This window comes from Chloroflexota bacterium (assembly GCA_018648225.1).
Lineage (GTDB): Bacteria > Chloroflexota > Anaerolineae > Anaerolineales > UBA11858 > NIOZ-UU35.
The window spans coordinates 37,079-50,906 of sequence record JABGRQ010000077.1 but is presented as its reverse complement, the minus strand read 5'-3'; the positions used below and the strand labels follow the sequence as shown (position 1 = coordinate 50,906).

At 52.7% G+C, this 13,828-nt stretch carries 10 protein-coding genes; 1 reads left to right on the top strand and 9 read right to left on the bottom strand.

Annotated elements, in window-relative coordinates; genetic code table 11:
• Positions 1–32 precede the first annotated feature (32 nt).
• Positions 33–374, top strand: a complete 342-nt coding sequence (locus tag HN413_06675; GenBank protein MBT3390078.1) for an FKBP-type peptidyl-prolyl cis-trans isomerase — start codon at positions 33–35, stop codon at positions 372–374.
• An 80-nt stretch (positions 375–454) separates the two neighbouring features.
• On the opposite strand, the gene HN413_06670 is transcribed toward HN413_06675, so the two are convergent.
• The 9 genes from HN413_06670 to HN413_06630 all read right to left on the bottom strand — a co-directional run bounded on the left by HN413_06670 (position 455) and on the right by HN413_06630 (position 13,791).
• Positions 455–1,675, bottom strand: coding sequence for a PLP-dependent aminotransferase family protein (locus tag HN413_06670; GenBank protein ID MBT3390077.1), 1,221 nt, complete (start codon positions 1,673–1,675; stop codon positions 455–457).
• 34 nt (positions 1,676–1,709) lie between these two features.
• Positions 1,710–3,872 carry a hypothetical protein gene (locus HN413_06665; GenBank protein ID MBT3390076.1) on the bottom strand — a complete coding sequence of 721 codons (2,163 nt, stop codon included), beginning with the start codon at positions 3,870–3,872 and terminating at the stop codon, positions 1,710–1,712.
• Positions 3,873–3,955: 83 nt separating this feature from the next.
• Entirely contained in the window at positions 3,956–7,072 is a 3,117-nt protein-coding gene (gene gcvT, locus HN413_06660) for a glycine cleavage system aminomethyltransferase GcvT (protein MBT3390075.1), read from the bottom strand.
• Between the two features lie 96 nt (positions 7,073–7,168).
• Positions 7,169–8,053, bottom strand: a complete 885-nt coding sequence (locus tag HN413_06655) for an alpha/beta hydrolase (GenBank protein MBT3390074.1) — start codon at positions 8,051–8,053, stop codon at positions 7,169–7,171.
• A gap of 67 nt (positions 8,054–8,120) precedes the next feature.
• Positions 8,121–10,313, bottom strand: a complete 2,193-nt coding sequence (locus HN413_06650; GenBank protein ID MBT3390073.1) for a molybdopterin-dependent oxidoreductase — start codon at positions 10,311–10,313, stop codon at positions 8,121–8,123.
• A 107-nt stretch (positions 10,314–10,420) separates the two neighbouring features.
• Positions 10,421–12,133 carry a hypothetical protein gene (locus tag HN413_06645; GenBank protein ID MBT3390072.1) on the bottom strand — a complete coding sequence of 571 codons (1,713 nt, stop codon included), beginning with the start codon at positions 12,131–12,133 and terminating at the stop codon, positions 10,421–10,423.
• Positions 12,133–13,050, bottom strand: coding sequence for a DMT family transporter (locus tag HN413_06640; protein MBT3390071.1), 918 nt, complete (start codon positions 13,048–13,050; stop codon positions 12,133–12,135). Before HN413_06640 ends, HN413_06645 begins: the two co-directional genes overlap by 1 nt.
• An 18-nt stretch (positions 13,051–13,068) precedes the next feature.
• On the bottom strand, positions 13,069–13,485 hold the full coding sequence (locus HN413_06635) for a hypothetical protein (GenBank protein MBT3390070.1): 417 nt from the start codon (positions 13,483–13,485) through the stop codon (positions 13,069–13,071).
• Positions 13,486–13,500: 15 nt separating this feature from the next.
• Entirely contained in the window at positions 13,501–13,791 is a 291-nt protein-coding gene (locus HN413_06630; GenBank protein ID MBT3390069.1) for a hypothetical protein, read from the bottom strand.
• Between the last annotated feature and the right edge of the window lie 37 nt (positions 13,792–13,828).

Below are 13,828 nucleotides of genomic sequence, written 5' to 3'. Positions count from 1 at the left end.
GGCCACAAACCACAATTACTCTAGGAGAAAATATGACACAAACCACATCGGGGTTACAATATGAAGACACTGTCTCCGGCACTGGCCCGGCGGCACAAACTGGCGATAAGGTACAGGTTCACTACACCGGATGGCTGGAAAATGGCACCAAATTTGATTCGTCCGTGGACCGCAATGAGCCTTTTGAATTCCCGCTAGGCGCGGGCATGGTGATTCAGGGATGGGATGAGGGGGTTGCGGGGATGCAGGTTGGCGGCACAAGAAAGCTGGTGATTCCCCCAGAGTTAGGCTATGGCGCCCGCGGGGCTGGAGGGGTGATTCCACCTAATGCAACGCTGATTTTCGAGGTGGAGTTGCTGGTGATCAACCCCTAACACAAAAAAGACCTCCGAGATTTAGCTTCTTCGCCCGGCTCGAAGTGCTACGCAAAAAATCTCGGAGGTCTAAATTTAGATTATGCCAATTCAGCTTCAAGCAGCTTGCCAAGGCGGGCGATGCCGATATGAATATTTTCGGGGGAAGCATTAGAGAAGTTCAGGCGCATGGTATTTGCGCCGACCCCATCGGGGTGGAAGGGGCCTCCGGGAACAAAGGCTACCCGTAACTCAACTGCCTTTGGCAGCAATTCAGTAGCATCCAGCCCTTTGGGTAGCACCACCCAAAGGAACATACCACCTTCGGGCCGAGTCCAGCTCACCCCCGGCGGGAAATGTTCCTCAAGGGCTGCCAGCATCACATCCAGGCGTTCCGCATAGGTTTCACGAATCACCTTATTATATTCGTCCAAAAAACCATCCCGAGCCACTTCATAGGCCACCATCTGATTAATGGAGGAGGTATGTAGATCGGCGGCTTGCTTGGCTTGCACAATTTTGGCAATGACCGGCTTATCGGCTATCATCCAAGCTACGCGAATGCCTGGGGCCAACAGTTTGGAGAACGTACTCAGATAAATCACATTGCCGGTGTATTCCTTACCGGTGATGCGGCGATATTTTCGATCTACAACCATCACCGGGGAAATCGGCTCCCCTCGATAGCGCAACTTACCATAGGGATCATCTTCGACAATCGGCACGCCGTAGCGGTCGGCCAACTCGACGAGATGTTGGCGTCGCTCCAGCGACATGGTCACACCGCTGGGGTTTTGGAAATTTGGCACCACATAGATAAATTTAGGATCTTGTTTCAGCACATCTTCAAGCAAATCGGTACGCATGCCTTGCTCATCCATTGGCACGGTGAGATACTCCACCCCGTAGGAATCCCAAGCTTGCAGCGCGCCCAAATAAGTGGGCGATTCGACCACAATTTTATCGCCAGGGCTAATGAATAAACGTCCCAAAAAATCGAGCGCCTGCTGCGAACCAGTTGTGATCTGAATATTAGCAAGGTCGGCCTGAATGCCAAATTGCTCAGAATAGTCGGCGATCATTTGGCGCAAGGGGACAAAGCCCTCGGTAATACTATACTGCAAAGATACTGCGCCCGCTTCTTCAAAAATCAGTTGGGTGGCTTCTTTAAACGCTTCTAGCGGGAAGACTTCTGGGGCGGGTAATCCACCGGCAAACGAAATTACATTCGGCGCGCTGGAGTGTTTGAGGATTTCGCGAATAACCGAACTTTTCATTCGCTGCGCCTGATTTGAGAACTTTTTCTCCCAGAGTGTTTGCATTTTTTCTCCTTTACGATCTACAAGCTTTGGATTGTCATTTCGAGCCAGAGGTCGGAAATCTCTGGGGATTGGCGTGAATATGATCTAAAATAACCGCGGGGGGGTCATTAATCGACACTTCACCGTACAGATTGGTATCCAGCAACCATACTGCCAGCAACCAGAGATTTAAACGCAATGGCATGACTGAGACAAGCGCATGGCGGATTAATCCTAAAGCGTCGCCATGAATACTAACAAATAACATCCCCAATTCCCCTACAAAGAACAGGCTAAACACAATCAGGATGCCACGCTGATGTTGGTTGGAAGGCTTGAAAACAACCAGCCCGGCCCAGCCTAACAGCATCGCCAACTGCACCCAGACCACTACACTGGTTTTCGGGTGGAGCACATCACCGATCGAATATACATAGGGGGAAACGAATTCATAATCGGGTTTAGAATATGGCTGCAAATTTTCAATAAAAGGAATGCGGGCTACCTTCCAGGCATGGGAAAGTGCCCAGCCAGGATGAGTCAGCAAATATTGTGTGTACAGGCCCGAACCATTTTCAGCCGTCCAGACAATCAGGTCTGCAATCTCTGCCCGGTCATAATCATAAGACCCGCCCAGTAAATTAGCATACTTATAAAGTGGTTCCGGGGTAGGCAGGCCGCGCTTGATAAACCAGGCTTCGCGCTCCGGATATGGAAGAATCCGCATATACAGGTTATTGAAAAATGAATTCATCCAGCGGTCACTTCGATAGAGAAGAGAATTTTGTAACCCAAATACTGCCAGACAAAATAATGCAACCACCAAGAACAGGTGAACCGACGTGCTTCTACGTGCTGCAGGAATAACCAACGCGAGTGTACAACTTACGCCGATCAAAAGGATCATGTAAACATTCGTATCACGCGAGAATCCCCAACTGACCAGCGTCATACCCCAGAGTACAAAAAGAAGCCAGGTGGACCAGCGGATATTTTTTTTATCGCGCGCAATGCGCGCAACAAATTCGATGCTCAAGGCAAAGGTCAGCGCCCACATGGAAAAAGACAGCGATTCAGACTGAACCACACGATCCCAGTCGGCCAGTTGCGGCACAAAGACAAATCCCAGAACAAGTGCTGCGATAACTACTCTCAACCAATTTGAGCGTAATTTGCTGGCTAAAATAACTGACAGAACACTCCATGAAAGAATAGACAGTGCCGCTTGCAAGCCCGAAAGGCAATTCAAATCCGCGTAGACCAGTCGGGGAATGAGCCTTTCAGGCTTGCTATACTCTGGGACAAGCATTTCTGGATTGACTCCCCCCAGTTTATAGACCAAAGTGATGAAGGCAGGCCGGTTTGAGGTAAAGAAATCGGATGAAAATACATTTTCACCAGAAAGAGCGATGAACTTCTCCGAATCGCTGGTAAGCAGCGCCTCACATATATTGCCATACGCATTCAGGCGAATACGCGCCCCAATAACCAATATTGCAATTACAGCAATCCAACTCAAGATTTGAGTGAACTTTGAACGCGGCGCTGGCATCGGCTCAAGCCCTTGAAATAAATACCAAACAGCCAAAAATAAGATCGTACCCCCCAACAAATGGAAGCTATCTCCCAGCACTTCACCAATTCGATTATAGAGAATTTCCTGCCCAGCTAACAGGAGACTGCCCAAACTCACCACAACATAGGCGTACTTGCCCGTTTGACGCTTGAACAACGCGTATCCCGCAAAACCCAAAGGGAGTACAACGCCATAGAGCATCAATAAATCTGTAAGCCAGCGCATGGGGCGGTTGCGAGCCATCAAATCCACATATTGCACAAAGACGGATTGCTCAGGGGCAAACCAATCTACCGCCGCGGTAATCTGGGTAAGCAACAGCAAAACCAGACCAGCTGTCAACCCTAACAGTGTACTAACAGCAACTACCTTCTTTATCGAAGCTCTGAACTTGAATTTCAGTACTGCCCCCATCCCCATTAGCCCCCAAAACACAATTTTTGACAGAAAATACCAACTTTTCAGTGCGAAGGGAAAAAATTTAACGCTGAGTGTTAATTCAAAGACCTCAGCCAGGCCAAGCACCATCAATGCGGCTGATAGCGCGACTGCAAACCCATCGCGCCGACGGACTGCGTGCGCAAAAAACAACCCGCCGCCCGCAACGAGAAAAACAATCAGCAAGCCGTTGAGATAAATCATTCAGAATAAATCAAGACCTCCGAGGTTTTGCTTCTTCGCGACACTTGAAGTGCTTCGCGAAAACCTCGGAGGTCTACTATTCATTATTTCGGGAAGCGGCGCAAAACCGTTGCCGCGCCGGGTAATGTTACGCGGTCACCCGCACTCAACTCAGCAGGCGATTTACTGGCTTTGTCCGGAGCACCCTGATAGATGAAAATTTTCGTATCCATCTTGGCGAACTTCATATCCACAAAAGCCTGACCGAGCAAATAACCTTCGCTATCCGCGGCGCAGCTTGTGACCGTGCCAATCACGCGCCCTTTGTCATCTACCACCGGATCGCCGGGATGCGCCATGCGCACGCGCTGCTCATCGAAGCGGAAGCGCACCACAATACCCTTGCGTTTGGCTTCACGAGCCAGGAAAGAATCACGCCCGATGAACCATGGCTTATAGGTCTTCACATAAGAACCAAAACCGCCTTCGGCGACACCGTTGCCTAAATCGCCAGCCATTTCGTGGCCGTAAAGCGGCAGACCAGCTTCCGTGCGCAGCGAATCGCGCGCACCCAAACCAACCGGAACCAGGCCAAAAGGCTTGCCAATTTCGAGTAGTTTTCTAAAGAGTTCCTGGGCTTTGTCGGGATGTACAAACAATTCAAAGGCCATCTTTTCGCCGGTGTAACCGGTGCGAGAGACGATTAAATCAATCCCTCCGACTACGGCATCACACAACTCGGTGCGCTTGAGTTTCATAATTTTCTTGCGGTCGGCATCGCTCACGCCCATTGCCAGCAGAATGTCGCGCGAGCGCGGGCCTTGTAGAGGAATGTCTACACGCATATCTGCGCCTTCCTTGGGGTCGCGCAGGTTGCGCAAGTTCACGCCGCGGCCAAAGGCCAGCGCCCACGGGCGGGCGTTGTCAATTTTCACTTTGCCCTCCCGCACAGCGTTGAGCCAGGCCCAGTCTTTATCGTCATTGGAGGCGTTGACCACCACCAGATAGACTTCATCTGCGCGGCGATAGATCAGCAGATCGTCGATCACTTCGGCATCGGGGGTCAGGAAATGCGTATACAGCGATTGGCCCACGCCCAACGAAGTGACATCGTTGCCACACACGCTGTCTAAAAAGGCCGCTGCTTCGGGGCCTTCGGCCTGATACACGCCCATGTGGGCGGCGTCGAAAATCCCGGCGGCTTCACGCACGGCCATGTGCTCTTCCATCACCGAGCCGTAGCGCACGGGCATTTCCCACCCGGCAAACGGAACCATACGCCCGCCCAATTCAACGTGCAAATCATAAATCGAAGTGCGGCGGATCGGGCCTTCTTTCTCTTCCCATTTGAATTCGGGTAAAGGATCGCCAGCCCCGGAGGTGACGCCGATAAACCAAGGTTTGCCACTGTCAGGGATTTCTACACCCGCGACAGGAAGTTCATCTGCCTGCTGGGTGGAGTGCCGTACCCAAACCGGACCCTGCACTTTGCGCAGCAGGTCGTCATCAAACTTGACATAGCCATCCGAAAGATCGCGCAGCCACGCGGCGGTGAGAGCGGCCTTTTCGCCCGGTACGCTCAGGCGATAGAGTTTCGATTCCAGGCAGCGCAGGGTGGCGAGAATCTCGCCGCCGGGGGCAGTAAAGCGCGTGAAGTGCGCCTCACCCACACCGAGCGAGTCCACGTCACTCGCCATGACGGTGTGTAAAAACTGCCGGACGCGTTCCCCGCCCAAATCGAAGGCCACCACGTCGCCAGAATATTCATCATCCAAATAATAAAAATGCGGATACCCAGCCGAACCGGGTTCAAAGTCAATCCCGGCCAGCGTGGAAAGCTCACGCACTTTGAGTTTGGCGTTCTGGAAAGCTTCGAAATCAACTTTGGCACGCAGCGCCTTGCCCTGATAATAAGGCGTGGCTGCCAAAAGAATATCGGCTATGGCATCGGCCAGGGCGATGGATTCTTTTTCCTTGAAGCCGCGCTGCGTGACCCAGGGCATACCCATGCGCACGCCCGAAGGACGCAGCGCCGAGCGGTCGCCAGGGATGGTGTTGCGATTGGTGGTAATGCCCGCCAGATCGAGTAGGCGAGCCGCCAGATCACCGCTGAGGGTGGCACCACCCGCGCCCTTGATGGATTTGGTATCGAGATTCATCAGGTGCGTATTGGTGCCGCCAAAGGGGATTGTGAAGCCGCGCTCAGCAAGGCGGTCGGTGAAGGCTTTGCAGTTCGCCACGACCTGGGTTTGTAACTCTTTAAATTGATCCGTTTGAGCAATCTTGAAGGCCAGCGCCATGGCCGCGAAAACATTAACATGCGGCCCGCCTTGCTCACCAGGAAAGACGGCGCGGTCGAGTTTGCGGGCGATGACGGGGTCAGTGGTCATCAGGATGGCGCCGCGCGGCCCGTTGAGGGTCTTGTGCGTGGTGGATGAGACCACATCGGCGATGCCCACCGGGGAGGGGTAGACACCCGCGGCCACCAGCCCAGCGACGTGGGCAATGTCGGTAAGCAGGTATGCGCCAACTTTGTCGGCGATTTCGCGGAAGCGTTTCCAGTCAATCTGCCAGGGGTAAGATGAGACCCCGGCAATAATCATCTTGGGCTTGTGCTCGAGGGCGATGGCTTCAACGTTATCGTAATTGATTTGCTCAGTTTCAGGGTCAATCGAATAGGAGACAATATTATAGTATTTGCCCGAACGGTTGACACGCGAACCGTGCGACAGGTGACCGCCGAAGAGCAAATCCATGCCCATGACGGTATCGCCGGGCTGCACGAGGGCGTGATACACGGCGTTATTGGCCGGGCCGCCAGAGAGCGCCTGCACGTTAACGTAGACATCATCGGCATCAACACCTTCGGCAGTAGCGGCGAAGGCTTCGGCACAGCGGCGGCGCGCCAGCGCTTCGACCACGTTGGCGTATTCCACGCCTTTGTAGTAGCGCGGATCGGAATAGCGGCGATCTTCAGCGAGACGGTTGTCATAATCGAAGATTTCGTCTTCGGTTTGCCAGCGGGTGTGCTCGGAGGGATAGCCTTCGGCGTAAATATTGTGGAAGGCTGTCGAGAGGGCTTCGCGCACAGCCATCGGCGAAGTACTTTCGCTAGGGATCAAAATTAGCTTGCGATATTGGCGCTCGGCTTCAATTTCGGTTAAATCAGCAAGTTTGGGGTCTAAATCGGCAATGGTACCGCGGAAGAGAAAGTCGGACATGGAGTGCTCCTGGTTCGTGGGTCAAATTGTCAGTTAGTCAAAATAGTTAGTTGTCAGACAACTAGAATTGTAATCCTGGGAAATGCGGGGGTCAAGTTATGAATGGCATGATTGCAAAAACTCAATCATCAACGGGTTGACTTCCTCCGGTCGTTCGTAATGCGGGATATGCCCGGCATCTTCGATGGTATGAAACACGGCGCGGGGAATCATCTGCATCAGGTCGGCGCTGAATTTATAAGGCACAGTGGTATCTTGCTTACCCCAGATGAGTTGCACAGGGGTATCCATCTGCCCAACGGCACGGTAGACAGCACTCTGGTTTGTGAGCATCTCGGCGCGCAAGGTGGAGAGCAATGCACGTTTGAAGCCCTGATAGCGCATCTGTGGACGATAGCGGGCATTAAAGTGTTCTATCTGCTGCGGGTCGTAAAAATCGCTGGCCATGCTTTTGAGCAGCATCCCGTCCCCAAGCAAGCCAAAGAAAAGTTCACCCATGCCAGGGAGCAAGATCAGGTTGAAATACCATGTGCGCGGCATAGGGAATCCTGCCGGGTCTACCAGAATCAACTTCGAGAGGCATTCTTTGTGACGGCGCAAAAAATTAGCAGCGATGACGCCTCCCATGGAGAGGCCGATCAACCTGAAAGGAGTCCGAAGTTCCAGCGCGTCGATCAGTTCCAATAACTGTCGGTCGAACAAATCCAGATCGTAGCACGTGCGCGGCCGGTCGGAATATCCCCGCCCGTAAAGGTCATAACGCAAAACGCGATAACCCGATTGAGTGAGAAATTCGAAAGTGGGCTGCCAGATGAAGTACGGCACGGAGAAACCATGCACCAGCACGACTAAGGGGGCGTCGGCAGGGCCGCTCAACTCGTAATGCGTGAAACCAGCGGAGAGTTGAACGAATTCGCCGGGGAGCGTGGCGCGGGCGGCGGCATCGAGAGTGAGGGTTTCGGTAAAGTAGGGAAAGGACATTGTTTATTAGGAAACCAGGAAGTCAAGAAGTTCCTTTTCCTGATTTCCCGGCTTCCTAATTCATATACTAAATTTTTCCCAAACCCTTAAGGACGCGCTCCGGGGTGAGGGGGAAGTCGTCGAACCAGACGCCAGTAGCATCGTGAAGAGCGGCAGTGATGGCAGGCGCCAGGGGGATATAGGGCATTTCGCCCATGCCGCGCGCGCCAAACGGACCGATGGGGTCGGCATATTCGACAACAACCGAATTGACATTATCGGGAATATCGAGTACACCAGGAATAAGATAGGTGGAAAGATGCGGGGTGAGGGTATAGCCATCTTTCTGAACAAAATCTTCGAGCACAACATATCCGGCGGCCTGCACAACCGCGCCTTCAATCTGCCCAACAACCTGCTGGGGATTGATCGCCTTACCCACATCATTGGTTGAGATCACATCCAAAAGACGGATTTGGCCGGTTTCGGTATCGAGTTCGAGTTCCACGGCCTGGGCTACATAGCCATAGGCAAAATTGGGGTCGCATTCGCCAGTTTCGGGGTGATAGGGCGTAGTCGCCGGAGGACGATATTGATAACGCGAGATGGCCGGACGCTCTTCGGCCTGCCATTTTTCGAGGGCGCGTTCCGCGGCTCCCTTGACGGCATTGCCCGCCATAAAGGTCATACGCGAGGCTGAAACGCTGCCGGAGTTATCGGTTTCGACAGAGTCGGCAGAAATGAGTTCAACCATCGCAAAGGGCACGCCGACAGCTTCAGCGGTCATTTGAATGATCGCCGAATGGGTTCCCTGTCCAACCTCAGCGGCGGCATGGCGTATAATTACGCGCTCAATCGTCGCATCGCCATAGAGTTCCACGGTTGCCCAGGAATTCTCCGGCGCGCCGAAGGAAAAACCAACATTTTTGAAGCCACAAGCGAAACCGCGACCGCGAACGGTGGACGTAAGACCGGTGACGAGGGATGGTTTACGGTCCTCCCAGCCAGCTTCTTGAGCGCATCTCTCCACCACTTCGGGCATGGAGACACCCTTTGGCAGCGGCGAATTGACCGAGAGCAGCGAGCCTTCATGGACCACATTGCGGCGGCGTAGCTCAACCGGGTCTATCCCCAGAGCTTCAGCAAGTTTGTTCATCTGCGATTCGGCGGCAAAAGCGCCTTGCGGGCCGCCAAAACCGCGGAAAGCCCCACCGGGAATATTGTTAGTGTAAACAGCATACGAATCAACTTTGACGTTGGGAATTTCATAGGGTCCGGTACACATCAGGGTGGCATTACCGAGCACCTTGCCGCTGGTGTAAATATATGCCCCACCATTGGCAATCACTTCAACATCTGCGGCCAAAATCTTACCCTCTTTACTGGCGCCCCAACGCGTGCGAATGATGTACTCGTGGCGTTTGTGATGCCCGATCATCGATTCTTCGCGGCTCCAAACGATTTTTACCGCCCGATTGATGCCGCGTTGGTGCAAACGCCAAACCGCCAGCGCCAGCACAATCTGCACAGACATATCTTCACGCCCGCCAAATGCGCCGCCGATGGCCGGGTGGATGACGCGCACCTGCTCTTCGGGGATGCCGAGGGCGTGGGCAATTTGCTCGCGCTCCTCGTGAATCCACTGCCCGGCGACTTCTACCGTGACACGTCCGGCCTCATCGATATAGGCCAAACCGGCCTCGGGCTGGAGAAAGGCGTGTTCCTGCACCGGAGTGTGATACTCCCCCTCGATGATGACATCCGCCTTTGAGAATCCATTTTCAACATCTCCCTTACGAATACGGTAATGCACCATAATATTGCTTTCGCGTTCAGGGTGCAGCCATGTTGCTTCGTCCTGCATGGCTTTGACGGCATCGGTGACGACGGGCAAATCTTCGAAGTCAACCTGAATTAAGTCGCGAGCATGCGCAGCGATAGCTTCACTCTCGGCAACTACCAAAGCAACCTGGTCGCCAATAAAACGCACACGGTCTGTAAAAAGTTTTGGCGAACCTGGGCCACAGAGCACCGGCTGGTCGGATTCAATCAGGCCATACTCGTTGACAGGCACATCTTTGGCGGTGAAAACTGCAATCACACCCTCCAGCGCCTCGGCCTTACGCGTATCGATGGCGCGGATGCGCGCATGGGGACGTCCGGCGAAGAGAATTTTCATATAGGCCTGGCCGGGGCGGCTGAGATCGCCGGGATATAATGCCGAGCCAGCAACTTTATCTTGCACATCCAATCGTTTAACAGATTTTCCAACGGCAGTCATAGTATTTCCTTTTGCTTTCAAGAAACCACAGATGAACACGGATAAACGCTGATTGTTTGTCGTTTCATCCGCGTGTATCAGCGTTTATCCGCGGTTCTTTGTAATCATTATACGTAAGTTGAAATGCGATTTTGCTCCAGTTTCAAGATACGGCGCAAAATCGCCAGTGAAGTCGCATAGGTCGGGTCCATGCCAAAATAGGAAAGCGAACTTGCGCCCAGATTTTTGCCTTTGCTCAAGGGCGTATCTGAAGCGTAGTGCAACACTCCAAAATCAAAGGGCAATTGCTGCAAATAAATAATCTCATCCATCGGATGACGCTTGGGGCGATACATCTCATAAATTGCCGAGAGATACGGCCCGGCCTCCATCTCAATATCGGTATAGCCCTCACGGTAGAAAACATCCATATAGGTGGCATTCTGCAAAAAAGTTCCCCGTACAGTAACGGCTTTTTGATTATCGAGTACAGTGCCGTAGACTAGATAAGGTGCGACATCGGCAGCCTTGAAAGCGTTGGGAACAATAAACGTATTGCGATGGTGTTCATCGTGAATCACAGTGGGGAGCATCACATCGCCAATGACGCCATTGAGGGTGGCAGCTTTCCCCATAATATACACCCCCAGCACATCTCCGGCATGAGTGGCGATCTCAGTGAGAATATTATAGGCGGCCATCCCCAGGGGATAGTCAATATTTAAAATCAACGCGTCGCTACTGGCAAGAGCAGTCAACTGCGGGTCACAAATACGCGGATCCATCCAGGCGGTATTCACTTTGGATAATTCGATGATCTGCGCATCCACATCAAAATAATGCGAGCTATCCACGCGCCAAACCCCAACCGAGTGTTCATACTCACGGCGCATCTGATGGAGTTCCGCGCCTTGTGGAGTTTGCATGAATTTTTTCATCACATAATATAGAAAATTTTCCTGGCTCGATAGCACATTTTGCGCCTGAATATCGTGCCACTCACGAGCCAGATCCGCGTCGTCGGTCTCTTCTAAATAGCGAGCCAGTCCTTCTCGCTGCCGCAAAGCAAAACCCGAAACAAGATTGACCAAACTATGCGTATTACTCGAAACGAAATACACAGGCCGCTCTCGGACAGATGGAAACGCACGTTCGATATTTTCCCACCAAGCATGAGTCGCCCGGCGATACTCGCTGAGCGTGCCACTTAACAAACGAATTTGCAAGCGCCGCGAAGATTGGGCGATATGTTCCAAATTAGGGATGAAAGACGCCCCCCACACCAATCGCAGGCGGGCTAGATCTTCCACATCCATTGCCAGCGCGGCGGCCAATTCGTTGAAAACCACCGGGCTGTTTTCAGCCTCGCGCAGCGCAATCGATTCGGGCAGTTGGCGCAGCAGACGGTATAACTTGCGCCATTCGATTTGATAAGCGGTCAGCAGCGGCACAACATCGTCGATATCAGACCCGCTGGCAATAATACAAGCCAGGGTTTCATCGCCATCAAAATAACAGCGGCGGCGGCGCGCCCGGGCGGCAACGTGTTGCCAGCTTTCAACATCGCCAACACCTTCACGCCGAAAAACTTCGGAGCTTTGCCCCAAAATCACCGTGTTGACCTGCTGAATACAAGCGGGCAGGCGCAAAATGCTGTAAATAAAGGCTGAAAGGTCTGGGGCTTCAGAACGCGCACCAGGGTGTAGTAGCGAATTTGTCGCCGAATGGACTTCCTCCAGCGTGCGAATTTGCACATCCGAAGTGGAACGTAGCAGCGAATAATACGTGCGCAAATAAAGTTCCACTTCTTCGGAAGCAGTGTACGGCACCGTGCGTTCCATCAGATGTGTTCTCCTTGCGGCAACGCGTGTTTGGCCGCATGATCCACCAGATAGACGCCGATCAAAATTGCCAGGCCACCCAGCATCGCCACCGGCAAAATCCGTTCATCTATCATCAGCGCGGCGACAATCACTGTGACCAGCGGTTCCAAATAGATTAACGCGCCGACCTGTGACATCGAAGCGGATTGAAGACCGTCATACCAAAAAATGTAGGCCACCCCGGAGCAGAACACACCCAGGAACAGGATGCCCATCCAGCCATCAATGGTGAGCGATGCAATTTCGGTGAGTCCCGGCCCGGAGAAAAGCATCACCGAACTGAACAGCCAGCCAAAGCCCATCACATACAGCATCATGCGCGCCGCCGGATAACGCTCCAGGCCGCGCCGCGAAAGCAACGAGAACACAGCCCAATTGGGGGCGCTCAGTAGAATATACAGGGTGCCCGGCATTCCGCTGCGCTCAAACCCCAGCATGGAAAAGTCGCCTTTGGTAATTACCAGCAACACACCCAGGGTTGCCAGCCCAATGCCCAAAATATGCACCCACCCCAGAGCCTCGCGCAAGAATATCCACCCCAATAGCGCCATAAAAATCGGGGTGGTCGCGACAATCCAAGATGTGGTAGATGCCGAGGCGGTTTGAAGTCCGGTGGCCTGCAACCATTGATGAAAAGTAATCCCGATAAAGCCTAGTAACGCAAAATAGGCAGCATCCCGCTTTGGCGGCAGAACGAAATCCCGGCGCAAGGCCACTACCGCGCCAATGACCAAAAACCCGAGTAGAAAACGCGTCCAAATAACTGTTACCGGCGAAACGTCGCGCAAAGCGACTTTCGTGGCAATAAATGACGCGCCCCACATAATTACCGCAAAGGTAACTTTGATAATTGGAACGGGATTTCGTTTTTCCACGGGGTCTACCTCAGCGGGCTAGAATAAACGCATCAACGGGCGCGCCCACGGGATGGCAACGAGAATGAGCAAAAATGCAATCGAAAACCAGATCGCAATTTGCCGAAACTTTTCGCTATCCGGATCGGCTTTCTTCGCTTTGGCACTGCCAACATGCGACAATACCACCGCCAGCAACATGGGCGGAATATGCTCCATCACAATAAAGGTTTCCAGTGCTGCAAAACCCTTGATCAGATACAATACCAAACCCAGCACTAATTGAATATCAATTGAAATCGTCAGCACAAGCGCCAACATGCGGTCCTGAGCTTGCCAGCCGCGTTTACCGCGCCAACCTGTAAAAGAGCGGAAAAGAACCACCAGGAATAAAGCTAAAATCGCCCAGCGTAAAAAATTGTGAATGGATAGAATAACTACATTGGTTACTGTCATTTTTTTCTCCGTATATTATCTGCGACGTTTTTTCGGACGTTTGGGCGGCGGGGCATCCAACGGGCTGCGCTTTGGCCCAACCATACGATAAATGGCTGAATAAACAATCACTAAAATTCCATACCCGATCACCAGCAGCAAAAGCGCCACAGCCAAATTCGCGAATAAGTGCGGCACGCCAAACAGGTAAGGGATTTGAATCGTCTGCATGAAAGCCGCGGGCAATGCTACCCAACGCTTCTCGATATTCATGCGCATAATCTCAACCGCACCGGCATAGGACATCACCGGCAGGATAACTAGCATGGCACAACCAATTCCGCGCCAGACGGGGTGAACTCTC

Excerpts from the sequence above, each read along its gene's own strand:
- HN413_06675 (MBT3390078.1), top strand. The coding sequence starts at position 33 with ATGACACAAACCACATCGGGGTTACAATATGAAGACACTGTCTCCGGC.
- HN413_06670 (MBT3390077.1), bottom strand. The coding sequence starts at position 1,675 with ATGCAAACACTCTGGGAGAAAAAGTTCTCAAATCAGGCGCAGCGAATG.
- HN413_06665 (MBT3390076.1), bottom strand. The coding sequence starts at position 3,872 with ATGATTTATCTCAACGGCTTGCTGATTGTTTTTCTCGTTGCGGGCGGC.
- gcvT (MBT3390075.1), bottom strand. The coding sequence starts at position 7,072 with ATGTCCGACTTTCTCTTCCGCGGTACCATTGCCGATTTAGACCCCAAA.
- HN413_06655 (MBT3390074.1), bottom strand. The coding sequence starts at position 8,053 with ATGTCCTTTCCCTACTTTACCGAAACCCTCACTCTCGATGCCGCCGCC.
- HN413_06650 (MBT3390073.1), bottom strand. The coding sequence starts at position 10,313 with ATGACTGCCGTTGGAAAATCTGTTAAACGATTGGATGTGCAAGATAAA.
- HN413_06645 (MBT3390072.1), bottom strand. The coding sequence starts at position 12,133 with ATGGAACGCACGGTGCCGTACACTGCTTCCGAAGAAGTGGAACTTTAT.
- HN413_06635 (MBT3390070.1), bottom strand. The coding sequence starts at position 13,485 with ATGACAGTAACCAATGTAGTTATTCTATCCATTCACAATTTTTTACGC.
- HN413_06630 (MBT3390069.1), bottom strand. The coding sequence starts at position 13,791 with ATGCTAGTTATCCTGCCGGTGATGTCCTATGCCGGTGCGGTTGAGATT.